The 25,272-nt window shown below is 62.7% G+C and carries 26 protein-coding genes and 2 pseudogenes; 16 read left to right on the plus strand and 12 right to left on the minus strand.

Annotated elements, in window-relative coordinates; translation table 11 throughout:
* Positions 1 to 36: 36 nt before the first annotated feature.
* A complete protein-coding gene (locus H7A76_RS22485) occupies positions 37 to 1,227 on the minus strand; it encodes an aminotransferase class V-fold PLP-dependent enzyme (protein WP_185700534.1) in 1,191 nt (396 codons plus the stop codon).
* A 44-nt stretch (positions 1,228 to 1,271) separates the two neighbouring features.
* Positions 1,272 to 1,508 (minus strand): DUF3820 family protein, encoded by a 237-nt coding sequence (locus H7A76_RS22490; RefSeq protein ID WP_015636734.1) that lies wholly within the window; start codon positions 1,506 to 1,508, stop codon positions 1,272 to 1,274.
* Between the two features lie 231 nt (positions 1,509 to 1,739).
* Here H7A76_RS22490 and H7A76_RS22495 point away from each other — a divergent pair, with 231 nt between their 5' ends.
* The 4 genes from H7A76_RS22495 (at position 1,740) to H7A76_RS22510 (ending at position 5,418) form a co-directional block, all read left to right on the plus strand.
* Entirely contained in the window at positions 1,740 to 2,207 is a 468-nt protein-coding gene (locus tag H7A76_RS22495) for a ferritin-like domain-containing protein (protein WP_185700535.1), read from the plus strand.
* 155 nt (positions 2,208 to 2,362) lie between these two features.
* Positions 2,363 to 4,351: an FUSC family protein gene (locus tag H7A76_RS22500; protein ID WP_185700536.1), complete on the plus strand. Its 1,989-nt coding sequence runs from the start codon at positions 2,363 to 2,365 to the stop codon at positions 4,349 to 4,351.
* Positions 4,338 to 4,544, plus strand: a complete 207-nt coding sequence (locus tag H7A76_RS22505) for a DUF1656 domain-containing protein (protein WP_185700537.1) — start codon at positions 4,338 to 4,340, stop codon at positions 4,542 to 4,544. Before H7A76_RS22500 ends, H7A76_RS22505 begins: the two co-directional genes overlap by 14 nt.
* A 10-nt stretch (positions 4,545 to 4,554) precedes the next feature.
* Positions 4,555 to 5,418: an HlyD family secretion protein gene (locus H7A76_RS22510; RefSeq protein ID WP_185700538.1), complete on the plus strand. Its 864-nt coding sequence runs from the start codon at positions 4,555 to 4,557 to the stop codon at positions 5,416 to 5,418.
* A gap of 24 nt (positions 5,419 to 5,442) precedes the next feature.
* Here the strand turns inward: H7A76_RS22510 and H7A76_RS22515 are convergent, their stop codons facing one another.
* Positions 5,443 to 5,913, minus strand: coding sequence for a MaoC family dehydratase (locus H7A76_RS22515; RefSeq protein WP_185700539.1), 471 nt, complete (start codon positions 5,911 to 5,913; stop codon positions 5,443 to 5,445).
* Between the two features lie 46 nt (positions 5,914 to 5,959).
* Entirely contained in the window at positions 5,960 to 6,904 is a 945-nt protein-coding gene (locus H7A76_RS22520) for an alpha/beta hydrolase (RefSeq protein WP_185700540.1), read from the minus strand.
* 214 nt (positions 6,905 to 7,118) lie between these two features.
* Here H7A76_RS22520 and fadD2 point away from each other — a divergent pair, with 214 nt between their 5' ends.
* Together fadD2 and fadD1 are read left to right on the plus strand one after the other, a co-directional pair.
* A complete protein-coding gene (fadD2, locus tag H7A76_RS22525; RefSeq protein WP_185700541.1) occupies positions 7,119 to 8,807 on the plus strand; it encodes a long-chain-fatty-acid--CoA ligase FadD2 in 1,689 nt (562 codons plus the stop codon).
* 340 nt (positions 8,808 to 9,147) lie between these two features.
* Positions 9,148 to 10,839, plus strand: coding sequence for a long-chain-fatty-acid--CoA ligase FadD1 (gene fadD1 / locus H7A76_RS22530; protein ID WP_185700542.1), 1,692 nt, complete (start codon positions 9,148 to 9,150; stop codon positions 10,837 to 10,839).
* A gap of 55 nt (positions 10,840 to 10,894) precedes the next feature.
* Here the strand turns inward: fadD1 and H7A76_RS22535 are convergent, their stop codons facing one another.
* Positions 10,895 to 11,272, minus strand: coding sequence for a hypothetical protein (locus H7A76_RS22535; RefSeq protein WP_053137205.1), 378 nt, complete (start codon positions 11,270 to 11,272; stop codon positions 10,895 to 10,897).
* A gap of 211 nt (positions 11,273 to 11,483) precedes the next feature.
* Between H7A76_RS22535 and H7A76_RS22540 the strand changes: the two genes are divergently transcribed.
* From H7A76_RS22540 to def, 3 genes are all read left to right on the plus strand, one after another.
* Positions 11,484 to 11,675: a CsbD family protein gene (locus H7A76_RS22540; protein ID WP_185700543.1), complete on the plus strand. Its 192-nt coding sequence runs from the start codon at positions 11,484 to 11,486 to the stop codon at positions 11,673 to 11,675.
* Between the two features lie 176 nt (positions 11,676 to 11,851).
* On the plus strand, positions 11,852 to 12,796 hold the full coding sequence (locus H7A76_RS22545) for a YihY/virulence factor BrkB family protein (RefSeq protein WP_185700544.1): 945 nt from the start codon (positions 11,852 to 11,854) through the stop codon (positions 12,794 to 12,796).
* 2 nt (positions 12,797 to 12,798) lie between these two features.
* A complete protein-coding gene (def, locus tag H7A76_RS22550; protein ID WP_185700545.1) occupies positions 12,799 to 13,338 on the plus strand; it encodes a peptide deformylase in 540 nt (179 codons plus the stop codon).
* Positions 13,339 to 13,347: 9 nt separating this feature from the next.
* On the opposite strand, the gene H7A76_RS22555 is transcribed toward def, so the two are convergent.
* Together H7A76_RS22555 and gstA are read right to left on the minus strand one after the other, a co-directional pair.
* Positions 13,348 to 13,755 (minus strand): GNAT family N-acetyltransferase, encoded by a 408-nt coding sequence (locus tag H7A76_RS22555; protein WP_185700561.1) that lies wholly within the window; start codon positions 13,753 to 13,755, stop codon positions 13,348 to 13,350.
* A gap of 128 nt (positions 13,756 to 13,883) precedes the next feature.
* Entirely contained in the window at positions 13,884 to 14,486 is a 603-nt protein-coding gene (gstA, locus tag H7A76_RS22560; protein ID WP_185700546.1) for a glutathione transferase GstA, read from the minus strand.
* Positions 14,487 to 14,587: 101 nt separating this feature from the next.
* Between gstA and H7A76_RS22565 the strand changes: the two genes are divergently transcribed.
* The 3 genes and pseudogenes from H7A76_RS22565 to H7A76_RS32880 form a co-directional block, all read left to right on the plus strand.
* The gene (locus tag H7A76_RS22565; protein WP_185700547.1) at positions 14,588 to 15,448 is read left to right on the plus strand and encodes a LysR family transcriptional regulator; all 861 of its coding nucleotides are present in this window, start codon (positions 14,588 to 14,590) and stop codon (positions 15,446 to 15,448) included.
* Positions 15,449 to 16,087: 639 nt separating this feature from the next.
* Positions 16,088 to 16,756 (plus strand): annotated as a pseudogene (locus tag H7A76_RS32875) (PAS domain-containing protein); the annotation flags it as partial.
* 120 nt (positions 16,757 to 16,876) lie between these two features.
* Positions 16,877 to 17,302 (plus strand): annotated as a pseudogene (locus H7A76_RS32880) (methyl-accepting chemotaxis protein); the annotation flags it as partial.
* A 69-nt stretch (positions 17,303 to 17,371) separates the two neighbouring features.
* On the opposite strand, the gene H7A76_RS22575 reads toward H7A76_RS32880, so the two are convergent.
* From H7A76_RS22575 to H7A76_RS22585, 3 genes are all read right to left on the minus strand, one after another.
* Positions 17,372 to 17,887, minus strand: a complete 516-nt coding sequence (locus H7A76_RS22575; protein WP_185700549.1) for a hypothetical protein — start codon at positions 17,885 to 17,887, stop codon at positions 17,372 to 17,374.
* A 288-nt stretch (positions 17,888 to 18,175) separates the two neighbouring features.
* Entirely contained in the window at positions 18,176 to 18,808 is a 633-nt protein-coding gene (locus H7A76_RS22580) for a glutathione S-transferase family protein (protein ID WP_185700550.1), read from the minus strand.
* Between the two features lie 98 nt (positions 18,809 to 18,906).
* On the minus strand, positions 18,907 to 19,338 hold the full coding sequence (locus tag H7A76_RS22585; RefSeq protein WP_185700551.1) for a PACE efflux transporter: 432 nt from the start codon (positions 19,336 to 19,338) through the stop codon (positions 18,907 to 18,909).
* 120 nt (positions 19,339 to 19,458) lie between these two features.
* Between H7A76_RS22585 and H7A76_RS22590 the strand changes: the two genes are divergently transcribed.
* The gene (locus tag H7A76_RS22590) at positions 19,459 to 20,376 is read left to right on the plus strand and encodes a LysR family transcriptional regulator (protein ID WP_185700552.1); all 918 of its coding nucleotides are present in this window, start codon (positions 19,459 to 19,461) and stop codon (positions 20,374 to 20,376) included.
* Here H7A76_RS22590 and H7A76_RS22595 read toward each other — a convergent pair.
* Complete coding sequence (locus H7A76_RS22595; RefSeq protein ID WP_185700553.1) at positions 20,373 to 21,308, minus strand: LysR family transcriptional regulator; 936 nt, start codon at positions 21,306 to 21,308, stop codon at positions 20,373 to 20,375. The genes H7A76_RS22590 and H7A76_RS22595 overlap by 4 nt on opposite strands.
* A 66-nt stretch (positions 21,309 to 21,374) precedes the next feature.
* On the opposite strand from H7A76_RS22595, the gene H7A76_RS22600 reads away from it, so the two are divergent.
* Positions 21,375 to 21,995 (plus strand): LysE family transporter, encoded by a 621-nt coding sequence (locus H7A76_RS22600; protein WP_185700554.1) that lies wholly within the window; start codon positions 21,375 to 21,377, stop codon positions 21,993 to 21,995.
* Positions 21,996 to 22,001: 6 nt separating this feature from the next.
* Here the strand turns inward: H7A76_RS22600 and H7A76_RS22605 are convergent, their stop codons facing one another.
* Entirely contained in the window at positions 22,002 to 23,033 is a 1,032-nt protein-coding gene (locus H7A76_RS22605) for a LacI family DNA-binding transcriptional regulator (protein WP_185700562.1), read from the minus strand.
* A gap of 217 nt (positions 23,034 to 23,250) precedes the next feature.
* Here H7A76_RS22605 and H7A76_RS22610 point away from each other — a divergent pair, with 217 nt between their 5' ends.
* Entirely contained in the window at positions 23,251 to 23,784 is a 534-nt protein-coding gene (locus H7A76_RS22610) for a gluconokinase (protein WP_185700555.1), read from the plus strand.
* Between the two features lie 83 nt (positions 23,785 to 23,867).
* Positions 23,868 to 25,220: a GntP family permease gene (locus H7A76_RS22615; RefSeq protein ID WP_053137179.1), complete on the plus strand. Its 1,353-nt coding sequence runs from the start codon at positions 23,868 to 23,870 to the stop codon at positions 25,218 to 25,220.
* The last annotated feature ends 52 nt before the right edge of the window (positions 25,221 to 25,272 follow it).

The following is a 25,272-nucleotide window of genomic DNA, read 5'->3' on the forward strand; positions in this document are numbered from 1 at the left end:
GCTGGTGGCGGCCGGGGGCAGCGGTTCCGGAAGGTTTCAGCTGGTGGCCAGTTCTTCAAGGGCGACGACCAGGCGCTGGATATGCTCCAGCGGCGTCACCAGGCCCGGGGTGATGCGGATACAGGGGCCGAAGCCTGCACCCTTGCGGATCACCGTGAACAGGTCGTAGTCGCGCAGCAGCCGGTCCACCAGGGCTTGCTGATCCTGGTGGCCAGTGAAGCGCAGGGCGCTGATGGCGCAGCACAGGCGCGGGTCCGCCGGCGTCATCACCTCGATGCCCGGCAACTGGCGCACGGCTTCGGTCCAGGTTTCGCGCAGGTAGTTCAGGCGAGCGCCCTTGGCTGCCGCGCCGCCCATGGCCCGGTGTTCCTCGAACACCAGCGGCAAGGTCATCAAGGCCGGGATGTTGGGTGTGCTGTAGGGCGTGCGGGCGCGGATGTCGTCCGCCGGAAAGTGGAATTCGTCCATGTCGGGGTCGATGGCGTCCAGGCGCTCGGGATCGATGTAGAGAAAGCCCAGGCTCAATGGCGCGCCGATCCACTTGTGCAGGTTGAAACCGGCAAAGGCGATGCCCAGCTGTTGCAGGTCGAAATCGATCTGGCCCAGGGCATGGGCGCCGTCGAGGATGATATCGACCTCGTATTCCTTGGCCAGCGCGGCAATGGCCTGGACCGGCATCACCAGGCCGCTGCGGTGGGTGACGTGGGTCAGGGGGAGCAACTTGAGGCGCGGATAGCGCTCGAATGCATCCTTGTAGGTCGTCAAAAGGCTGTCAAAACTGGCAGGGTGCTGGTGCTGGATTTCTATCACTTCCACGCCACGATGGCGGGCCAGCCAGCGCATGGCGCTTTTCACCGTGTCGTACTCCAGGTCGCTGAGCAGCACCTGGTCTCCGGGTTGCAGGCGATTGTAGTTGCGGATCAGTGATTGCAAGGCGTCGGAGGCACAGCGGGTCAGGGCCACGGCGTTATCCGGGACTGCCAGCAAACGCGCCAGCTGGTGGCGGATCTGCAAGGCCTCGACCTGCTCGAAGCGCTGGCGCACATGCACCGAATTGCTGCTGTTGACCCACAGGATATTGCGTTGGTAGTCCTCGGCCACCTTGCGGGTCATGCGCCCGAAATAGCCGTTCTCGAGGTTGATCGGTCCGGACTCGAGGTCGAACTGCCGGGCAATGCCCCGCCAATGCTCTTCGTCGCGGGCCAGCGTGGTGGCAGTCCTTGGCATGCTGGGCTCTTTATCGGTGATGGAGGTTCAGGGAAGGGCAGTGGTCAATGGCGGGGCTTGGGCTTGCCGTGCTTGGCGCGTAGCGGATCGAGCAGGTCGGACAGGCCGTTGTGGTCGATTTCCTGCATCAGCGCCAGCAGGCCGCCGAGTTCGCCCTTGGGAAAGCCTTCGCGGGCGAACCAGTTGAGATAAGGGCCGGGCAGGTCGGCGAGGATGCGTCCCTTGTACTTGCCGAAGGGCATTTCCCGGGTGACCAGCAGTTCGAGTGTTTCAGGGGTCATGGCCGCCACCGTGGTGTGCTACGAGAGTCTTGGAAAATACAGGCATTCTGCATGCAGGCCAAATGACAGATCATGCAAATAACGCGGATACAGATTTTCCTGTTTCTATTAACTTGTTGAATATAAAGAAAAATATTTTATTGGTGAGTCTGGCATGGGCGCTGCAATGGTAAACGGCAGGAAGGTCGGCCACGGTCGATCCCATTCTCGTAACCTGCAAGGAACCTGAAAATGACTGACTTGAACAAAGAAGCGATTTCGGTACTCAACAGCCTGATCGAGACCAGCAAGGATGGCCAGGAGGGCTTCAAGACCTGTGCCGAGGACATCCAGCATCCGGAGCTCAAGGCCCTGTTCATCAAGCGTTCCACCGACTGCGCCGCCGCCGCGGCTGAATTGCAATCGGTGGTGCGTTCCATGGGCGGCGATCCGGAGACCTCCACCAGCGTCAGCGGCGACTTGCACCGGCGTTGGGTCGACCTCAAGTCCATGGTGACCGGCAAGGACGAGGAAGCCGTGCTCAACGAGGCCGAGCGGGGTGAGGACCATGCCCTGAAAGCCTACAAGGAAGCCCTGGAGAAAATCTCCAAGCACAACCTGGTAGGCATTCGTGACGTGGTGGAGCGCCAGTACCACGGCGCGCAACGCAACCATGACCAGGTCAAGGCCCTGCGCAACCAGGCTCGCGCCCGCTCCTAAGCTTAAAAGCTGTCAAAAACGCCAGCCAGTCTGGCGTTTTTTTGTGCCTTGGATTTAGCGCTGGACGGGGTTTAGTTAGCTTGCTAATAATTGGCCTGCGCCCGTCCTGGGCGTTCCCGGCTATGTTTAATTCGTACCTCCAAGAGTCCTTGTCCGTGCCCATTACCTTGCAGGCCCTGCTTGCCCCGAGCCTTCCCGCGCTGCAGTTCGCGATCAAGACCCTGCTGGGTGGCGGGCTGGCGCTGTGGCTAGCGCTGCGCTGGGGCCTGGAGCAGCCCTCCTGGGCCTTGATGACTGCGTTCATCGTCGCCCAGCCACTGTCCGGCATGGTCTTGCAGAAGGGCCTGGCGCGGCTGTTGGGGACCCTGGTCGGCACCTTCATGTCGGTGCTGTTCATGGGCCTGTTCGCCCAGACTCCCTGGTTGTTCCTGCTGGCCCTGGCGCTGTGGCTGGGGCTGTGCACTGCCAGTTCCACCTTGTTGCGCAGCGCCTGGTCCTATTCCTTCGTGCTGGCCGGCTACACCGTGGCGATCATCGCCTTGCCGGCCATCAACCATCCGTTGAGCATCTTCGACCAGGCGGTGGCGCGTTGTACGGAAATTTCCCTGGGAATCATCTGCGCCACCGCCAGCAGCGCCCTGATCTGGCCCCTGCGGGTCGAGCGCCAACTGGCGGAACAAGCCCATGCCGCCTGGCAGAGCGGGATGCAGGCGGCCCGTGCCACCCTGGCCGGCGATGCCCAGGCGCGCAAGGGTTTGCTGGAGATCCTCGGACGGATCGTCGCCGTGGATGCCCAGCGCGAACATGCCTGGTTCGAGGGGCCGTCGGGGCGCCAGCGGGCCAGGGCCATCAGCGGCCTGAGCCAGAAGCTGCTGAAGCTGTTGCGCATCTCGCGTTCGGTGCGGCGCCAGTGGAAGCAACTGGACGCCGATGAGGCCCGGCAGTTGCAACCCTGGCTGGACCAGGTGCAGCAGGCCCTGGCCACGACGGACAAGGCCGATTTGCAGGTGTTGCGTCCGCGCCTGCTGGATGCTTCCCATGATCAGCACCTGAGCCCGGCCCAGGGCTTCTGCCTGGCGCGTTTCGCCCTGTTGCTCGACACTGCCCTGGCCGCGAGCCAGGCCCTGGATGCGGTGCAACGGGGACGAGGGCCGGTGGAGCAGCCGGCGAACCTGACGCCCCACCGTGACCTGTCGTTGGCCCTGGTCTTCGGCGCTCGTAGTGCCCTGGCCTTCCTCACGGTGGCCAGTTTTTGGCTGGCTACCGCCTGGCCCGCGGCTTCCGGGGCGATGTTGCTGACCTGTGTGGTCTGCGGCTTGTTCGCCAGCCGCGAGAACGGTGCGCAGATCGGCATGAGCTTCATGCGCGGGATCTTCCTGGCGCTGCCTGCGGCCTTCTTCGTCGGGCAGATCCTGCTGCCCCAGTGGAGCGGTTTCCCGATGCTGGCGATGGCCATGGGCGTGCCGTTGTTCCTCGGGGCCCTGGGCATGGCCAAGCCGCAGATCGGCGCCACCGCCACCTCGTTCTGCCTGCACTTCATCGTATTGATCTCGCCGATGAACCACATGACCTTCGACGTGGCCAACTTCCTCAACAGCGCCCAGGCCATGGTGCTGGGGGTCGGGGCGGCGGTGCTGGCCTTCCGTCTGCTGATCCTGCGAAATCCGGCCTGGCATGGCCGGCGCCTGCTGGCGGCGACCCTGAGTGACCTGGTGCGCCTGACCCGGCGCAACCTGCGGGGGGCCGAAAGCTGGTTTGGCGGACGCATGGCCGACCGCCTGTTGCAGCTGGCCCGGCATTACCCGGAGTTGCCCGAGCCGGCCCGCAGTCGCTGGGATGACGGCCTGCTGGGCCTGGATATCGGTGATGAGCTGATGCACTTGCGCCTGAGCCTGGCGGTGGCCCAAGTGCCGGCAGGCGTCGCCCAGCACAGGTATTTCGAAGATCTGCAGCGCACCCTGGAGCAAGGCCCGGCGGGTAGCCGCCAGGACGCCCTGGTGGCGCCCAGTGCCGCCTTGCTCGCAGCCCTGGAACAGCAGCCACCCAGCGATGCACTGAAGCTGGCCAAGGGCGCGGTGCTGCAATTGCAAAACAGCTGGCGCAGTTGGTGCCGGCAGCAGGAGGAAAGTCATGGGGCTGCGTGAGTGGTCGCTGGGTGGGGTGCTGCTCAGTCCGTTCCTGACCTACGTGGTGCTGGCGTTGGCGCTCACCGGTGCGCTGCGCCTGTTGCTACGGGCCTGCGGGGTGGGGCGCTGGATCTGGCACGAAGCGTTGTTCGATTGTGCGTTGTATGTCTGTGTGCTGGCGGCGGTCACGTTCGTCCTCGGACCTTTATAAGGAGTTGTCCATGCGTACACCGGTACGTGTCCTGTTTACCCTGTGCCTGGTGGCGTTGGCGGTCTTCGCCGGTTATCACCTGTGGCAGTACTACATGCTCACCCCCTGGACCCGCGACGCGCGAATCCGCGCCGATGTGGTGATCGTCGCCCCCGACGTCTCCGGCTGGGTGCGCGAGCTCAAGGTGGCGGACAACCAGCAGGTCAAGGCCGGCGAGCTGTTGTTGAGCATCGATCGCGATCGTTTCGAGGCGGCCCTGGAAAAGGCCCAGGCCGTGGTACAGACCCGCCAGCAGCAGCTCAGCCTGCGCGAGCACGAGGCCAGTCGGCGTGCGGCCCTGGGGCCCCAGGCCATCAGTGCCGAGCTGCGGGAGAATGCCCAGATCAACGCCGGGGTTGCCCGTGGCGAACTGCGCCAGGCCCAGGCCGAAGCCAAGGTCGCCGAACTGAACCTGGCCCGCAGCCAGGTTCGCGCGCCACGGGATGGGCACATCACCAACCTGCGCCTGGCCGAAGGCAACTACGTCAACGCCGGGCAGTCGGTGATGGCTTTGGTGGATGACTCGACCTTTTATGTCCAGGCCTACTTCGAGGAAACCAAGCTGCCGCGGATCAAGGTCGGTGATCCGGTCAAGGTCTGGCTGATGAGCGCCGGGGAGGCCTTGCAGGGGCATGTCGAAAGCATCAGTCGAGGGATCACCGACCGCAACGCCACGCCTGACGGGCAACTGCTGGCCGAGGTGGAGCCGACCTTCAACTGGGTGCGCCTGGCCCAGCGGATTCCGGTGCGGATCAAGCTCGACAAGGTGCCGCAAGGCATCAACCTGAGCGCCGGCATGACCGCCAGCGTTCAGGTCGAAGAGGGGCGCAAGTAACAGGGCCGGCGTATCGGCCCGGGGTCAGCCGATGGCGATGGCTGGCAGGGTTGGCAGGGTCACGGTCTGTTGCTTGCGCGGCGCGAGGATCTCGGCTTCGCCGTCGACCACCAGCTCATCACGTTGGTTGAACACGCGGGTGGCGATGCGCACGCGGAATTTGGGCAGCTTTTCCAGGATTTCCAGGCGCACGGTCAGGGTGTCGCCGATCTTCACTGGCTTCTGGAAGCTCATCTGCTGGCCGATGTAGATAGTGCCCGGGCCAGGCAGCTCGCAGGCCACTGCCGCACTGATCAACGCGCCGCTGAACATGCCATGGGCGATGCGCTCCTTGAACATGGTGGCGGCGGCGAACTCGGGGTCCAGGTGCACCGGGTTGTGGTCGCCGGACATGGCGGCGAACAGCTGGATATCACGCTCCTCGACGGTCTTGCTGTACTGGGCGGTCTGGCCGACTTCCAGGGCGTCGTATGGGGTGTTGGTAACCTGGGTCATGTTGTGCAAATCCTATGGCAGATAATTGAGCGTACTGGCCGGCGACCTATTCCGAACGTGCCGGCCTGCGGTGTTGCAGTGCCTGTTCCAGCCAGGCCAGTACGTCCTCGGTCACTTGGTCGCGATTGCTTTCGTTGAACAGTTCATGGCGCGCCTGCGGGTAGATATTCAGTTGCAGGCACTGGCTGCCGGCCTCGCGCAAGGCGCCGGCCAGATCCTTGAGACGCTTGCCATCGCTCACCGGATCACATTCGCCGCCCATGACCAGCAGCGGCAGGCCCGGATCGATCTGTGCCAGGTTGGCTATCTTGCTGATTTGCTGCAGTCCGCCGAGCAGGTCGATCCACAGCTGGTTGGTGCAGCGATAGCCGCACAGGGGGTCGTTGACGTACTTGTCGACTTCCGCCGGGTCCCGGCTGAGCCAGTCGAAGGCCGTGCGGTTGGGCTTGAAGGCTTTGTTGAACGAGCCGAAGGACAGCCATTCGATCAGGGCGCTGCGGCCCTGGCCGCCCTGGCGCCAGCGCTCGAAACGAGCAATGAGGCTGGCGGCGCGGTACAGGGCCACCGGCTGGAAATTCGAGCCGCTGAGGATCGCCCCATGCAGGCTGGCGCTGTGGTGCAGCAGGTAGGCCTGGGCGATGTAGCTGCCCATGCTGTGTCCCAGCAACACGATGGGCGTGCCGGGGTATTGTTGGCCGATGTGCTGGTTGAGACTGGCCAGGTCGCCCACCACCTTGCTCCAGCCGCCGTGATCCGCGTAATGGCCGAGTACCCCCTGCTCGGCGGTACGGCCGTGGCCACGCTGGTCCGGGGCGCACACGCCATAACCTGCGTCGCACAGGGCCTGGGCCAGGCGGGCATAGCGACCACTGTGCTCGGCCATGCCATGGGACAGCAGGACAATCGCCCTGGGCGGGCTGGTGGGCATCCACTGGTTGACGAACAGCCGGTGGTGGTCACTGGTGGTCAACCAGAACATGTCGTGGGTCATGGCGATTCCTTTGCTCGAAGACGCTGCACTATATAGCCCATCGTTGCTGGCGCGTCCGATTCGGGCACCTGTTGGAAGCAAGATTCACACAATTAATGACACACTTGCCCATATTTGCCTGAATCGCCATAGCTGCTAACGTCCGAAGAGCCCCGCCCTGGCAGCGTTGCAGAGGCGGCCAGGATCGTTCAGGCAAAATAAGAGGACAAGAATAATGCAACCTGATTTCTGGAATGATAAGCGCCCGGCCGGCGTCCCCAACGACATCGACCAGGGGGCCTACAAGTCGGTGATCGAGGTGTTTGAGCGTTCCTGCAAGAAATTTGCCGACCGCCCGGCCTTCAGCAACATGGGAGTGACCCTGACCTACGCCGAACTGGAGCGCCACAGCGCGGCGTTCGCCGCCTACCTGCAGAGCCAGACCGACCTGGCGCCCGGGGATCGCATCGCGGTGCAGATGCCCAACGTCCTGCAATACCCGATCGCCGTGTTCGGCGCCCTGCGCGCCGGGCTGGTGGTGGTCAACACCAACCCGCTGTACACCGCGCGCGAGATGCGCCACCAGTTCAAGGACTCCGGGGCCCGGGCCCTGGTGTACCTGAACATGTTCGGGCAGAAGGTCCAGGAGGTGCTGGGCGACACCGACCTGCAGTACTTGATCGAGGCCCGGATGGGCGACCTGATGCCCATCGCCAAGGGCTGGCTGGTCAATACCGTGGTGGACAAGGTCAAGAAGATGGTGCCGGCCTACCACCTGCCCCAGGCCATCTCCTTCAAGAGCGCCCTGCGCCTGGGACGCGGCCAGGGCATCAAGCCGCTGGCGATAGGGCTCGACGATATCGCCGTGCTGCAATACACCGGCGGCACCACCGGCCTGGCCAAGGGCGCGATGCTGACCCACGGCAACCTGGTGGCCAACATGCAGCAAGCCCGTGCCTGTCTCGGCCAGCACGGCCCCGATGGCAACACCCAGTGGCGTGAGGGCCAGGAGGTGATGGTGGCGCCGCTGCCGCTGTACCACATCTATGCCTTCACCGCTAACTGCATGTGCATGATGGTCACCGGCAACCACAACGTGCTGATCACCAACCCGCGGGATATCGGTGGCTTCGTCAAGGAGCTGAAGAACTGGCGGTTCTCGGCATTCCTGGGCCTCAACACATTGTTCGTGGCGCTTATGGATCACCCGGAATTCAAGCACCTGGATTTCTCCAATCTCAAGCTGACCAACTCCGGTGGCACGGCGCTGGTCAAGGCCACGGCCGAGCGCTGGCAGAAACTCACCGGCTGCCGCATTACCGAAGGCTATGGCTTGACCGAGACGTCGCCGGTGGCCTGCACCAACCCCTATGGCGACAGTTCACGGCTGGGTACCGTCGGCCTTCCGGTACCGGGCACCCTGGTCAAGGTCATCGATGACCAGGGCGTCGAGTTGCCGCTGGGCGAGCGTGGCGAGCTGTGCATCAAGGGGCCGCAGATCATGAAGGGCTACTGGCAGAACCCCGAGGCCACGGCAGAGGTGCTGGACGCCGAGGGCTGGTTCCGCTCAGGGGACATCGCGGTGATCGATCCGGATGGTTTCGTGCGTATCGTCGACCGCAAGAAGGACATGATCATCGTCTCGGGCTTCAACGTGTACCCGAACGAAATCGAGGATGTACTCATGGCCCACCCGAAGGTGGCCAACTGCGCGGTGATCGGGGTGCCGGACGAACGCTCCGGCGAGGCCGTGAAGCTATTCGTCGTGCCCCGGGAAACGGGGGTCAGCCTCGAAGAGCTCAAGGCCTACTGCAAGGAGAATTTCACCGGCTACAAGGTGCCCAAGCACATCGTCCTGCGTGAGTCGCTGCCGATGACCCCGGTGGGCAAGATCCTGCGCCGCGAGCTGCGCGATATCGCCTGAGTCCCGTCCGTTGACCTTGCGCGGGCAAGCCGGTGGGTGCAAGGCTTGCCCGCGCTGCTGTGGTCGGGCGCAAAGCCGCGGGCCAGAGCGGAATCGGTGGTTGTAGGATTTTTACTCTAAAAATGACCATTTAATGGTCTTGAGTCATTTTTGTGACTATTCAGGGCTTCTTTGGCTCTAGGCGGCCTTTTCCAAAGCTGCTACTCTCGGCGCGCTTTGTGACTTCTCGGCCTAGTAAAAAGCCAGACTCACCACAAAAAAGACACCAATAAAAACACACACCCAATAAAAATCGCATCGAATGCGGTGATGAATTCGCGTTGCTGAGGAGTGGGCTTCCATGATCGAAGACTTTTGGAAGGATAAGTACCCAGCTGGAATTGCTGCCGATATCAATCCAGACGAGTATCCGAATATTCAGGCGGTGTTGAAGCAATCCTGCCAACGTTTCGCTGACAAACCGGCCTTTAGCAACCTCGGCAGGACAATCACCTACGGTGAGCTGTACGAGCTGTCCGGGGCTTTTGCCGCGTACCTGCAACAGCATACCGATTTGCAGCCTGGCGATCGAATCGCCTTGCAACTGCCCAACCTGCTGCAGTACCCGATCGCGGTATTCGGTGCGATCCGCGCTGGCCTGGTGGTGGTCAACACCAACCCGCTGTATACCGCACGGGAAATGGAACACCAGTTCAATGACTCCGGGGCCAAGGCCCTGGTCTGCCTGGCCAACATGGCCCACCTGGCAGAGAGCGTGGTGCCCAAGACCGGGGTCAAGCACGTGATCATCACCGAGGTGGCCGACCTGCTGCCGCCGCTCAAGCGCCTGGTGATCAACAGCGTCGTCAAGTACGTGAAGAAGATGGTGCCGGCCTACCACCTGCCCCAGGCCATCAAGTTCAACGACGTGCTGCGCAAGGGCCACGGCCAGCCGGTTCGCGAGGCCAACCCGGCCAGCTCCGACGTGGCGGTATTGCAGTACACCGGTGGTACCACCGGCGTGGCCAAGGGCGCGATGCTGACCCACCGCAACCTGGTGGCCAACATGCTGCAGTGCAAGGCCCTGATGGGCTCGAACCTCAACGAAGGTTGCGAGATCCTCATCACGCCACTGCCGCTGTACCACATCTATGCGTTCACCTTCCATTGCATGGCCATCATGCTGATGGGCAACCACAACATCCTGATCACCAACCCGCGCGACCTGCCGGCGATGGTCAAGGAACTGTCGAAGTGGAAGTTCAGCGGTTTCGTCGGCCTCAACACCTTGTTCGTCGCCCTGTGCAACAGCGAGGCGTTCCGCAAGCTGGATTTCTCCGCGCTGAAGGTCACCCTGTCCGGCGGCATGGCCCTGCAATTGGCCGCGGCCGAGCGCTGGAAGTCGGTGACCAACTGCCCGATCTGCGAAGGCTACGGGATGACCGAAACCAGCCCGGTGGCCACGGTCAACCCGATCCAGAACATCCAGATCGGCACCATCGGCATCCCGGTGCCGTCGACCCTGTGCCGCGTGGTCAACGATGCTGGCGAGGAACTGCCCCTGGGTGAAGTCGGCGAGCTGTGCGTGAAGGGCCCGCAAGTGATGAAGGGCTACTGGCAGCGCCAGGATGCCACCGACGAAGTCCTCAACAGCGAAGGCTGGCTGAAGACCGGTGACATCGCCTTGATCCAGCCCGACGGCTACATCCGTATCGTCGACCGCAAGAAGGACATGATCCTGGTCTCGGGTTTCAACGTGTATCCCAACGAACTGGAAGATGTGCTGGCCTCGTTGCCGGGCGTCCTGCAGTGTGCGGCGATCGGCGTGCCGGACGAGAAGTCCGGCGAGACCATCAAGATCTTCATTGTCGCCAAGCCGGGGGTCACCCTGACCAAGGAGCAGGTAATGACCCACATGCGCGCCAATGTCACCGGCTACAAGGTGCCCAAGGCCGTGGAGTTCCGCGATGCCCTGCCGACCACCAACGTCGGCAAGATCCTGCGCCGCGAACTGCGTGACGAAGAACTGAAGAAGCTCGGCGTGAAGAAGTAAGCCATAGCGCCCATGAAAAAGCCCCGCCAGTGCGGGGCTTTTTCATGCTGGCCAATTACTGCTGGAACTGGGCAAAACCCACGCCGGTGCCGGCCGGGCGTACATCCTTGAGGAAGGAGTCCTTGTCGGCGCTCAGCTCCAGGCTCAGTGCCGCCTTGCGCTTGCCTTCGTTGCGCACCTCCAGGCCTTCGCGCTTCTTGCGCAGGAAGCTGGTCGGCACCTTCAGGTGGATCAACTGGTCGGTGCTCGGGGTGTACAGCAGCAGGTGCAGCCATTCTTGCTGGCCGACCGCCAGGCGGGCGAGCAGGATGTCGAACCACCAGATATTGCGGTTGCGGTTGAGTTCCGCGAACTGGCAATTGTCGACGTCCAGCACCGCGCGGCCCAATTCCTGGTTTCTGCGGGCGATGGCCTGCTTTTTATCGAATTTCATAAGCTTCCTACGCAAATGGGATCTTCAGGGCTTGGCCTGAACGGCCGCGCATTCTCCAGGGTTGCCTGGCAAACATAAAGCGCAACCGCGGATCGGCGATCGAAGGCTGGAGCAAAATAATTGAAACTCTGCGCAACGGCCGCAGGTCAACCCAGGGTAGCAACGCATTTCCCTTTTTGTTCGAACCACCATCGTCTCACGGAGAAATACCATGGGTAGCACAGCGGATAAGGCAAAGGGTCTGGTCAACGAAGCCATCGGCAACGTCAAGCAAGGGGTCGGCAAAGCCACCGACAACACCCGCTTGCAGGCCGAAGGCAAGTTGCAGGAGAAGAAGGGCGAGGCCCAGCAGGCCCTCGGCAAGGCCAAGGATGCGGTGAAGAGCACCGTCGACAAAGCCTGACTCGATGTGCGCGAGCGTTGTCCCGGCGGCCATCCTCGGATGGCCGTTTTCATGTCCGCAGCCCTGAAGAACCAGCGTCGGTCATGGTTGTGGTTCGCCAACTAGGCTAATTTGTTGTAGAAAACGCCCCCTGAGTCGCCAGCGACTTCAACCATTTTGCGGCGAAAGGAGACGCTATGATTTTTCCGGATCTCAAAGGCCTGCCCTTGCATCGGGTGCTGATCCGCACGGTCAACGAGTTCATCGCGGACGAGATGTCCACCTATGCCTCGGCCCTGGCCTACCAGATGCTGTTCTCGCTGTTTCCCTTCATCCTCTTCCTCATCGCCCTGATCGGTTTCCTGCACCTGCCGGACTTCTTCTCCTGGCTGCGCTTGCAGGCCGAGCTGGTGTTGCCCCGGGAAGCCCTGGAGCAGGTGAACCCGGTGATCGACCAATTGCAGCAGTCCAAGGGCGGCTTGTTGTCGGTGGGTATCGTCATCGCCCTGTGGACCGCCTCGGCGGGTGTGCGGCTGATGATGAGCGCCATGAATGCCGCCTACGACGTGGTGGAGGGGCGGCCGATCTGGAAGCGTTTCCCGCTGTCGATCTTCTACACCGTGGGCATCGCCGGCATGCTCCTGGCGGCTGCGGCGCTGATGGTCCTGGGGCCGCAGGTGATGGCCTGGCTGGCCGGGCAGGTGGGCCTGGAGGATTTCATCGTCACCCTGTGGACCATCCTGCGCTGGCCGGTGATCGTGCTGCTGATGATGGTAGCGGTGGCCTTGATGTACTACGTGATGCCCGATGTGAAGCAGAAGTTCCGCTTCATCACTCCAGGTTCGGTACTGGCTGTGGTGGTGTGGATCATTGCTTCCCTGGGGTTCGCCTACTATGTGAAAACCTTCGCTAACTACAACGCGATGTATGGCAGTATCGGCGCGATCATCGTCCTGCTGCTGTACTTCTACATCTCTTCGGCGGTGTTGTTGCTGGGCGCGGAGATGAATGCGGTGATCGAACACATGTCGGCCGAAGGCAAGGATCCTGGTGCAAAGGACTTTGACGGGCCCGGCGACAAACAACACGTTTCGGGACTGGGCCGCGATCACTCGCTCCAGCCGAGCACTGACGAAGCCTGAACATGATCCGTGAAATCCTCAAGATGGGCGATGAGCGCCTGCTGCGCGTCGCCCCCCCGGTACCGCCCGAGATGTTCGACAGCCCGTCACTCTGGGAGCTGATCGACGATATGTTCCAGACCATGGAAAGCGTCGGTGGCGTGGGGCTGGCAGCGCCGCAGATCGGCGTCGACCTGCAGTTGGTGATCTTCGGTTTCGAGCACAGCGAGCGTTACCCGGACGCCGAGGCGGTGCCGCAGACCATCCTCATCAATCCTTTGATCACCCCCCTGAACCCGGAGCTGGAAGAGGGCTGGGAGGGTTGCCTGTCGGTACCTGGCATGCGTGGCGTGGTGCAGCGTCATCGGCATATCCGCTATGAAGGCTTCGATCCCAAGGGTGAGCCCATCGTCCGCGTGGCCTCGGGGTTCCATGCCCGGGTGGTGCAGCATGAGTGCGACCACCTGATCGGCCGCTTGTACCCGTCGCGTATCAGCGATTTTCGCAAGTTCGGGTTCACCGAGGTGCTGTTTCCCGACCTCGATCCCCAGGCCGACGACTGACTGCGGGGTTCAAGGCCGGGCCATGGCCAGCAGCGGTTTGCTGCGCTGGTAACGGACCAGCCGTTCGGCCAGGGGTTGCGGCAGTCGAGGGGCGGCGACAAATCCCAGGCGTTGGTACCAGGGGGCGAGGTCCGGGTGGCAGAACAGCCAGACCGGGCCTTGGAGCGAGCCTAGCGCGCCGTCCAGCAAACGCCCGGCCAAACCCTGGCCGCGTTGAGGCGGGGCGACGAACAGCCCCGTCAACCAGTATCCCTGGGCCACTGGACTCAGGCTCATTCCCGCCAGAATCTCGCCATCGCGCAACACCCACAACTGACCGTCCGTCGAGGCGCGCATGGAGGATCGGTGCTGGCGATAGAACTTGTTCAGCAAGGGCCGCGAGGTCTCGGCAAGCTGGCTGATGCGGTAGCTGGGCATGGGCATGGCGGGAGGTTGAGGAGCTCGGATTATAAGGAAATCCCGGGTCGATCGCAGGCGGCTCGCACCCTCTTGATCGACCCGGGAAGCGGCACCAGGCCGATACCGGTCTGGTGTCAGCGGTCGGTTCAGTCCAGTTCGACTTCCAGCGCCGCGCGCACGGCCGGGCGCTGCTCCACGCGGGCCTGGAATTTCACCAGGGCCGGCCAGGCCGCCAAGTCGATATCGAACAGCGCAGTCCAGCGCAGCACGGTGAACAGGTAGGCATCGGCGACTCCGAACTGGGCGCCTTGCAGGTAATCCTGGCGTTCCAGTTGCTTTTCTACGACGGCCAGGCGCTTGGCCAATTTCTGGCGGAATATTTCCCGGGCCTTGTCCCCGAAATCAGGGTTGAACAGCCAGTTGAGGATGCCGTGGACTTCGGTGGTGATGAAATTCAGGGTCTCTTGCAGGCGGACCCGCTGCCAGGTGCCGTTGGGCGCGGCGAGGCCGGCCTCGGGCTTGAGATCGGCGAGGTATTGCAGGACCGCCGGCCCCTCGGTCAGCAGCTCGCCGTTGTCCAGTTGCAGGGCCACCACATAGCCCTTGGGGTTGATGCTGTAGAAGTCCTGGCCGTCCGCGGTGCGTTTGGTGTGGACGTCGACGCGGACCAGTTCGAACGGCAATTGCAGTTCCCGCAGGATGATGTGGGAGGCCAGCGAGCAGGCTTGGGGAGCGTAGTAGAGTTTCATGGGCAATTCCCTTTGAGGTGAAGGTGGAGCCAGTGTGGAGTACACCGGCAACATGGGTAAAATTACTCTTTCAGAAATACTCCATAAGGATAGCTACTGTCATGATGAACTTGATGCACTGGCGGTTGTTGGTGGCCATTGCCGAGTACGGCACCATCACCCGCGCCGCCGGGCAAGTGGGCATGACGCAATCCGGCGCCAGCCAGGCCCTGGCGCAGATGGAGGAGATGCTCGGCGTTCGCTTGTTCGTCCGTGACCACCGCCGGGTCCTGCCCACGGCGATCGGTCTGCAAGTGCTGGAACAGGCACGAGTGATGCTCGGCGCCCTGGCGCAGATTCGCCAGTTGGTGGACACCGCCCGTGGCATTCCCAGGGGCAGCCTGCGCCTGGCAGGGTTTCCGGTGGTGATGGCGACCTTCATGCCGTCATTGCTGCAACGCTTCAACCAGCTCTACCCGGGGATCGAGGTAGTGCAGCTGGAGGTCAGCGACGACGAAGTGCATGCCTTGCTCGACGCGCAACTGGTGGACCTGGGCGTGGTGCTCAACCCGGGACCTGAACGTCGTTCGTGGTTGCTGGGCCGCGATTCCTGGGTGGCGGTATTGCCTGAGGATCATCCCTGGCCGGAGTCGAGCATCGACTTGGTGAGCCTTCTGGAGCAGCCTTTCATCCTGGCCACCGGTGGTTGTTCGGTGAACGCCCGCAGCCTGGCTGCAGCTGCTGGGATGACGCTGGCGGATGTACGGGTCGAGGTGCGCGAGTGGAACAGCGCCTTCAGTCTGGTGCGCGAGCGGCTGGGGGTGACCCTGGTGCCCCGCAGCACCTTGCCCGAGCAGCGCCAGGGGCTGCGGGTACTGCCCTTGACCATTGCCCTGGAACGTGAGTTCGCCCTGGTGCCGGCCACTGGCAGCGAGCCCAATGCGTTGGTGCGAGCCTTCCTCGACATTCTCGACGAGCGTTGACGGCAGGTTCTTCAAGAGCAGTAAACAGGCAATGTTCTTGTCTTGTCTGTTACATGATCGCTAATCAACTGCAATGCCTGGAAAGTTGCGCGAACAGCCTGACTAGTGGACTTGCATAGAGTCGCCGGCTGTCTATGCTCAAGCGTGAAAATTCGTATCCGTCGGCCTTTGAATATCTGCTTCGCGATGTTCATGTCCATGTAGACGATGTTTGTTCGACTCTTTCCAGAACGCTGCGCCGGAGTTGTCAGTCACCGCAAGAGTGCTTGGCCAGATGCGCCGCCGGCTCAGCAGGGTTCGCTCGGAGGGAGCCTGATGTCCTGTTAGGTTCGGCCCGGCAATGGGTCATCGAGAAAAGGATGGCTTGATAAGAGTGTTGCAACATGGACTCTCCGATTAAACATCATTTATCACCTGACACTTCCTTGCACATATGCAGGGAGCGCTTGCCATGTTTTATGAACGTTGTGGTGGATCAGTTGAAAGACTAGGAACTTCCGTCAATCAAAAGACCGCGTTGAAGGTGATACAACCATGTTTAACCTACATCACAAGGCTGACCTGCTGGAAATCGAGCGTTTCAACTGCGCCCTGAGTGAAGCCAACGGCAAGTTGGCGGCCATCAGTCGTTCCATGGCGATGATCGAGTTTTCCCCCGACGGAGTCATCCTCGACGCCAATGACAACTTCTGCCAGATCATGGGTTATTCCATCGAGGAAATACGCGGCAAGCATCACCGGATTTTCTGCGAAGAAGAGTTCTACCGCAGCGAGGACTACAACAAGCTCTGGTGTGACCTGGCCCGGGGCGAGCCGATCAGCGACACCTTCGTGCGGCTGAACAAGAAAGGCGAGGAGATCTGGCTCGAAGCCAGCTACATGCCGGTGTTCGACGCCAATCGCCAGGTCAGGAGCGTGATCAAGGTCGCCTCGGACATTTCCGACCGGATTCACCTGGAGCATGAGAACCAGAGCCTGCTCAACGCCATCGGACGCTCCATGGCAATCATCGAGTTCAGCCCGGACGGCCGGATCATCACGGCCAACGACAACTTCCTCAAGACCATGCAGTACTCCCTCGCCGAGATCGTCGGCCAGCACCACAGCATGTTCTGCCACCGGGCCGAATACGAGTCGGCCGAGTACAAGCAGTTCTGGGCCTCGCTGAACCGTGGCGAGTACCACTCCCATCGCTTCGAGCGGGAGAACAAGTATGGCCAGACGGTGTTCCTCGAGGCCTCCTACAATCCGCTGTTCGATGCCAAGGGGCGGCTGTACAAGGTGGTCAAGTTCGCCAGCGACATCACCCAGCAGATGACCACCTTGCAGTCCGCCGCTGAATCGGCCCATAGCACCTCGGTGCAGAACGACGCCTGCGCGCAGAAGGGCTCGGAGGTGGTGCAGCAGACGGTGGGCATCATCCAGCAGATTTCCCGCGACCTGAACGAAGCGGCGCTCAGCATCGACGCGGTGAGCAAACAGTCGGAGATCATCGGCACCATCGTCCAGACCATCCGCGGGATCGCCGACCAGACCAACCTGCTGGCGCTCAATGCCGCCATCGAGGCTGCCCGGGCTGGAGAGCATGGGCGAGGTTTCGCGGTGGTGGCGGACGAGGTGCGCAGCCTGGCGGCTCGTACCAGCCAGGCGACGGTGGAGATCGTCGAGGTGGTGCGCAAGAACCACGACCTGTCCAAGAGCGCGGTTACCAGCATGCAATCGAGCCTGAGCCGCACCGGGCTGGGCGTCGAGCTGGCGAACGAGGCGGGGGAGGTGATCCTGGAGATCCAGCAAGGCTCGCGGCATGTGGTGGATGCCATCAGCCAATTCAATTCATCCCTGCAATTGCAGTAGCCGGCCAGGTACGAAAAAGGGTTCCCGATGGGAACCCTTGTTCATTATCCGGCTTTACACCGCCAGTCTTTACAGAGAAGCGAGGAACTTCTCTTCCAGCGGCTTCACGCTGTCCTTGGACTGCTGCTGTTCTTCCTTGGCCAGTTTCACCTTGTCTTGCATGCGCTGGGTGATTTCCTGGTTGATCGCCATCTGGCGCTCCGGCGGCAGGTTCTTCAGGTCTTCCTCGGTCAGTCCCAGCTCCTTGAGGATGCTGTCGCGCAGGCGCTGCTCGGGGCTTTTGCTCATGTAGTCCTTGAAGTCGGACAGGGCATCGCTCTGGGTCGCGTTGTTGGCCTGTGGCGTATTGGCGGCTGGCGGCGTGGCTTGTTGCAGCAGGACGCGGGTCTTGGCGAAAGCGGCGTTGACGTTGTCGTCGACGTTATTGGCCTGTTGCTGGTTGGACTGGGTTGCCGGGACGGTCACCGATTGTTGCGCTTGTTGCAGCATGCCGCTGTACAACGCACTGGCGGCGGCCGTGGTCGGGTCCATGTCGGTGCGCGCGGTAGGCTGCACTGAAACGGAGGTCTGGGCGTTAACGAACATGATCGAGAACCTGTATAAGGGAACCAGGCCAAGGGTTTAGCAAGTTCCATGCCCATCATCAGGCCCTTGCAAATCAATGGGTTGAGGCCGGTATTAGGCCTGTGGAGGCAGAAAGCGGACAGTTCTTGCCGCTTCCTGGCAAAACCGGCTTGCCAGGGGCGGGGACAGGCTCAATAGGTAATGGCGATGCCGAAGTCTGGCTGGAGGACGTTTGCGATGATTTGCGATCCCGGCCAGCAGTACGTTGAGCCTGTCCATGTCGTACTTCCAGCGATTGAGTGAGCCGGATCAAGGCGTGCCGTTGCGTCCATGCAGGAGGAAGCCCGGGCGTTGGCTCAGGCGTTCGTAGTAGGCCGCCACGGCGGGCAAGTCCGGGTGCTCCATGGGGGTCATTCGCCAGCGATTGACCGAGAGCCCGAGGACGATATCCGCCAGGCTGAACTCATCGCCGGCCGCATAGGCCTGGGTGCGGGCCAATTGCTGTTCGAGGATCTGCATCTTGGCATTCCAGGCCAGCAGGCTGGCCCCCAGGCGCCGGCTGTCCTGGCAATCGGGATGCTGGCGCACCAGGCCCATGAATGCATAGCTCCAGGACGGATTGAGCTCCGTGGCCTGCCAGTCCATCCACTGCTCAACCAGGGCTTTGGCCCGTGGAGCGATCGGCAACAGGCCGCTGCCTGGATGCAGGTTGGCCAGGTAGCGACAGATGCTGTTGGACTCCCACAGGACGCCGGCGTCGTCGATCAGCACGGGCACCTGGGCATTGGGGTTGAGGGCCAGGAACTCAGGGGTATGGGTGGAGCGAAAGCCGCTGCCCCAGTCTTCCTGTTGATAGGGCAAGCCAAGTTCCTCGCAGGTCCACAAGACTTTCCTGACGTTGATGGACGAGGCTTTACCGAGAATTCTGCAGGGGGTTCCCATGACGCTTCCTTGTACTTGGTTCTGGCAGGTCATGGGAATCTATCAGCGTCGCGCGGGCTGCGCGACGGGCAATTTACCCGGCGCAGCGCTGGCGGCTTTCAGGCCGGGTCGGGCAGCGCCGAGGCGGGCAGGCCGAAGACTCGGTCGAACAGCCAGTTGAAGGCGAAGGTGTAGCACGGGATGAACAGGATCAGCGCCAGGTCCAGCAGGAAGGCCTGTACCAGGCTGATGTTCATCCACCAGGCGATTAGCGGGATAAGGAACACGATCAGCGTCAATTGGAAGCCCACGGCATGGGCGATGCGCCGCTTGACGGTCCGGGTGCGCGAGGCCTGGCGGCTTTCCCAGCGCTCGAACAGGCTGGTGTAGATGAAGTTCCAGGTCACCGCGATGCTGGTGATGATCACGGCCAGCGGGCCGGTGCTGGTGGGCGAGGTGCCGGACAGCAGGGCCAGGCCCAGGGCCGAGAAGGTCATGCCGAACACTTCGAACAGGGAGACGTAGACCAGTTTGCGTTTCACGCCTTGCATGGGGGTTCCTTTGTCTTGAATGGAGTGGCCAGGGCCGGGCTGGCAAGGGTCTGAACGATAGCTTCAGTTGGAGTGACAGAAAAAGTCGGAAGCTTTCAGTATTTCTGATAGGTTGGTGCCATGAATTTTTCCAGCGACAGCATCCAGTTGTTTCTTGCCGTGCTCGAGCGCGGGTCTTTTTCCGCGGCTGCCCGGTCCCTGGGCAAGGTGCCCTCGGCGGTGAGCATGGGGATCGCCAACCTCGAGGCCGAGCTGGGTTATGCCTTGTTCGATCGCAGCCATCGCGAGCCAGTACCCACTCCCCTGGCCTTGTCCCTGGCGCCCCATGCGCGCTTGATCGCCGACCAGTTGCGACAGTTGCAGGTGCATGCCGTCGAGTTGTCCCTGGGCCTGGAAAGCAAGCTGGCGGTAGCGGTGGTGGACGATATCGACAAGCAGCGAGTGCTGGCGGCGATCAAGCTGATTGCCGAACGTTACCCGTTGCTGGAGGTGGAAGTGCTCAGTGCGCCCCAGGACGATGTGCTGCAGTTGCTGCACAGCGGGCGGGCCAGTGTCGCGGTGGCATTCGCCGGCTTGAGCGTCAACGCCCTGGAGTATTTCCAGTACGTGGGCAGCGAGCGCATGACGGCTTGTATTTCCGCCCGCCATCCGCTGTTCCAGGCCAGCGACGGCAGCCTGTACCTGGAGGATCTGATCCAGGTGCGCCAGGTGGTGGTGGCCAGCCGCGACTTGCCCATCAGCGATACCCGGCCCCTGGTGGGCGAATCCCGCTGGCGTACCGATAGCCTGGCCATGGCCCTGCACATGGTGGAAGCGGGGATCGGCTGGGGCAACTTCCCGCTGTCGGTGTTGCGCCCGCTGTTCGCGGCCGGGCGTCTGCAGCGCCTGCGTTTCAAGAACATCGACAACGGCCTGACCTTGCCGGTGCATGCGGTATGGCTCAAGAACCAGCCGTTGCAGAAGGGTGCCCTGGCCTTGGTGCAGTTGCTCAGCGGCCAGGACCCGGCCCTGGATCAGCCGCTGATGCCAGGGGCTTAGGCAGTGGGCAGGGCTTGCTGGCGCAGCCAGCGCAGCAACTGCCCGGCCGCCGAGTCTTCGTCGATGGGCTGTGGCGCCAGCAGGTAATAGGCACTGTCATCGGCGATGAAGCCGAAAGGCGCGCATAGCAGCCCGCTGGCCAGGTCGTCGCGCACCAGTTGCCAGGGCGCCATGGCCACTCCCAGGCCTGCCACCGCTGCTTGCAGGCTGAAATAGAAATGCTCGAAGACCTGTTCCTGGGGCGTCGCCTGGCCTGGTTGTCGCTGTAGCTGCAACCACTGCTGCCAGGCTTCGGGGCGGGTGGCGCTGTGCAGTCGTGGTGCGTGTTCGCTCAGGCGCGCCAGCCCCTGGTCCAGGGGCGCCCAATCGGCCTGGCGTTCGGGGCGGCAGACTGGGCCGATGCTCTCGTCGAATAGCCAGTGGGCCTGGGTTGGGGTGCTCCAGGTGAAATCGTTGCGGCGAATCGCCAGGTCGATCCCGGCATCGAAAGAGAAAGGCCCGCCGCCGGCCAGCAACTGGATCGACACCTCAGGGTACTGGGCCTGGAACTGCGGCAGTCGCGGGATCAGCCAGCGCATCAACAAGGTTGGCTCGCAGGACAGCACCAGCGGCGCCTTGGGTTCGGATGCGCGCAAGCGGCTGGTGGTGCCTTCGATCAGGTCCAGGGCCTGGCTCACGCTGTGCAACAGTTCATGGCCAGCAGGGGTGAGGAATACCCGGTGGCTGCGCCGCTCGAACAGCGGCGTGCCCAGGTCATCTTCCAGGGCTCGTACGGCGCGGCTGATGGCGCCATGGGTCAGGTGCAGGGCGGCACCGGCGCGAGTGAAGCTCTCCAGGCGCGCCGCGGCCTCGAAGCAGCGCAGGGCTCCCAGGGGCGGCAGGCGGCGACGTAATGATTGTGAGTTTTTATCACCGTGAATGTCAGTTTTCATCGTTGGCTGTTTCCGTGGCGGTCCACATACAGTAGCGCCTGATTCTATAACCAAGGCGTAGCTATCGTGACCGAACTGTTAGTCGTACTCACCATTACCATGCTCGCGGTGCTCAGCCCCGGAGCCGATTTTGCCCTGGTCACCCGCAATAGCCTGATGCTTTCGCGGCGCCACGGCGTGCTCACTGCCTTGGGCATCGGGCTCGGGGTCATGCTGCATATCGGCTACAGCTTGCTGGGGGTGGGAATGCTGCTGCAGCAGTCGCTGCTGTGGTTCACGGTGCTGAAGGTCGCCGGGGCGCTGTACCTCATCTACCTGGGATACAAGCTGCTGCGCAGCCCGGCGTCGACTGGGCAGGGGGCGCCAATGCAGGGCCAGGCCATGTCCGGTTGGGCGGCCCTGGGCAGTGGCCTGCTGACCAATGCGCTGAACCCGAAGACGATGATCTTCGTCCTCAGCCTGTTCATGCAGGTGATCGAGCCGGGAACCCGCTTGCCGGTGCAGTTGGGCTACGGCGCGATCATCGTCCTGGCCCATGTGCTGTGGTTCGTGGCGGTGGCGCTGTTTTTCTCGGCGCCGGCCATCGCTGGCCGGCTGCTGGCCTGCAAGCGCCGGATCGATCAACTGTTCGGCGCGGTGCTGGTGGGTTTCGGCCTGTTGCTGGGTGTCTTGAGCGTGCGCGCTTGAGGCGCCTCAGGTACTTTCGCGGACCCTGAGCTCGAAGCCCATGTCCACCACCGGTTCGGCCACGCTGTTGCCGGCCAGGAGGGTCAGCATCTGCTCGGCGGCGCGCCGGCCAATGGCTTCCCGTGGGGTGCTGATGCTGCTCAGGCGCGGCACCATGTATTCCGAGGACGGCAGGTCGTTGAAGCCCAGCACCGCCACCTGTTCGGGAACCTTGATGCCGCAGCGCATGGCTTCCAGCAGGGCGCCCTGGGCCAGGTCGTCGTTGCCGAAGAAGATCGCGTCCACCTGGGGTTGGCTCTGCATCAGTTGCAGGAACAGCTCGCCACCCAGGCCCACGGAGGAGGGGCGTGGGGTCAGCAGTTCCAGGTCCGGGTTGTACAACCCGGCAGCCTGCAGGGCCCGGCGGAAGCCTTCGCCGCGCAGCAGGGTGCGCTGGTCCAGTTGTGCGCCGATGTAGGCCAGGTGCCGGCGCCCGCGGGAGATCAGGTGCTGGGCGGCGGTCTCCCCGGCGCTGAGCTGCGAGAAGCCCACGCAGTTGATCCCGGAGGCTGTGTCCAGGTCCATCATGTAGACGCAGGGAATGTTGTTGGCCTCGATCATCCGCCGGGCGCTTTCGGTGCGGTCGAAACCGGTCAGCAGCAAACCCCGGGGCTGGTAGGTCATGTAGTTGCGCAGCAGGTTCTCTTCTTCATCGCGCGAATAGTGGTAGTTGCCGATCAGCACTTCGAAGCCCTTTGGCCGCAGTACCTGGTGGATGGCTTCCAGGGTTTCGATGAACAACAGGTTCGACAGCGACGGCACCAGTACCACCACCGACTGGCTCTGGGCCGAGGCCAGGGCGCGGGCGGCGGAGTTGACCACGTAGTTGAGCTCGAGTGCCGCCTTCTGCACTTTTTCCACCAGTTCGGTGGCCACGCTGCTGACGCCGCGCAGCGCCCTGGAAGCGGTGATCGGGCTGACGCCAGCCAGGCGTGCGACTTCGTTGAGGGTTGGGCGGCCCGTGGTACGGGAATTTTTATCGTTCTTCTGGGTGGTCATCAGACGGCTTGCCAAACAAAATTCAAGTCACTAAGGTAGCGCTGTCCTAAAACAGCTGCAATGCGTGAGCGAGGTGTGCCTGACGCCTCGCTCTTTGGTTTTGGCGGACTATATACGCGGCAACCCACAAAAATGACAAGAAGGCGTCGGCAGACACTGTTTTTGTACTAGAACTAGAACTAGCGAAGGTAGCGCTGTCTGCGCGCTGAGGTCTTATATGAGTCAACCTATTACCGCCCTGGTCATCATGGGCGTTGCCGGCTGTGGCAAATCCAGCGTCAGCCAGGCCCTGTGCCAGCGCAGCGGTGCCACGGCCATTGAAGGCGATACGTTCCACCCTGCCGCGAACATCGCCAAGATGAGTGCCGGAATCCCCCTCGACGACGACGATCGCGCCGGCTGGCTCGACAGCTTGTGCGAGGAGTTGCGTCGCGCCCTGGCCGCCGGCCAGCAGCCGGTGCTGACCTGCTCGGCCCTCAAGCACAAATATCGCCAGCGCCTGCGCGCCGCGACCCCTGGCCTGGGCTTCGTCTTCCTCGAACTGACTCCGCAAGTCGCCGCCGACCGCGTGGCGCACCGGCCAGGGCATTTCATGCCATCGACCCTGATCGACAGCCAGTTCGCCACCCTCGAGTCCCCGGTCGGGGAACCGCTCACCCTGGTCCTGGATGCCAGCAACCTGAGCGTCCTGCGCCTGGCCGAGCTGGCCCACCAATGGTGGCTGGCAAACGGCCTCGAAACTTCACGCTAAGTGTCGCCTCGAAAAAGGTAGCGCTATCCACTCGGCCCTTGTTTTTAACGCTTTAATAAAAACAACAAACCGGAGGCAAACTCATGTTTGGCATGTCCCAAGAGACCTATCTGCTGGTTGATGCAGTGGTCACCATCATCGGGCTGATCGTCTTGATCACCCGCTTCAAGCTGCATCCCTTCATCGCCCTGATCATCGCGGCCGGCTTCCTGGGCCTGACCTCGGGCATGCCGGTGGACAAGATCATCAAGGCCTTCCAGGACGGCTTCGGTGGCGTGCTCGGCTTCGTCGGCATCATCCTGGCGCTGGGCACCATGCTCGGCAAGATGATGGCCGAGTCCGGCGGCGCCGATCAGATCGCCCAGACCCTGATCCGCTCGTTCGGCAAGGAGCGGGTGCAGTGGGCGATGATGTTCGCCGCCTTCCTGGTGGGCATCCCGCTGTTCTTCGAGATCGGCTTCGTGCTGCTGATCCCGCTGGTGTTCATCGTCGCCCGGCGTACCGGGGTCTCGCTGATCAAGATCGGTATCCCGCTGCTGGCCGGCCTGTCCGCGGTCCACGGCCTGGTGCCGCCGCACCCGGGGCCGCTGCTGGCCATCGGCGTGTTCGGCGCCGATATCGGCAAGACCATCCTCTACGGCCTGATCGTGGCGCTGCCCACGGCGATCATCGCCGGCCCGATCTACGGCACCTTCATTGCCAAGTACATCCCCGGCAATCCCTCCCAGGAGCTGGTGGACCAGCTGGCCCGCGAACCCCAGAGCAGCGAGCTGCCCAGCTTCAGCGTGACCCTGGTGACCGTGCTGCTGCCGGTGTTCCTGATGCTGCTCAAGACCTTCGCCGACGTGGCCCTGGCCGACGGGCACTTCTTCCGCATCTGGATGGACATGATCGGCCACCCGATCACCGCTTTGCTCCTGGCGTTGCTGCTGTCGCTGTACACCTTCGGCTACAAGCAGAACATCGACTCCAAGCGCATGCTCAAGCTCCTGGACGCCAGCCTGGCGCCGACCGCGGCGATCATCCTGATCATCGGTGCCGGCGGCGGCTTCAAGCAGATGCTGGTGACCAGTGGCGTGGGGGATGTGATCGGCCACATGGCGGTCAATGCGCAGATCTCGCCGATCCTGCTGGCCTGGCTGGTGGCGGCGGTGATCCGCATCGCCACCGGTTCGGCCACCGTGGCCACCATCACGGGCGCCGGGATCGTGGTCCCGGTGGTGGGGATGATTCCCGGGGTCAACCGCGAGCTGCTGGTACTGGCCACCGGCGCCGGGTCGCTGATCCTGTCCCACGTCAACGATGCCGGCTTCTGGCTGGTCAAGCAGTACTTCAACATGACCGTGGCCGAGACCTTCAAGACCTGGACGGCCATGGAGACCATCCTGTCGGTGGTGGGCCTGATCTTCATCCTGCTGCTGTCGCTGGTGGTCTGACTTCCTGGGCTACGCCACCCACAAAAAAACCGCAGCGCTGCGGTTTTTTTGT

This window comes from Pseudomonas sp. MSSRFD41 (assembly GCF_014230245.1).
GTDB lineage: Bacteria > Pseudomonadota > Gammaproteobacteria > Pseudomonadales > Pseudomonadaceae > Aquipseudomonas > Aquipseudomonas piscis.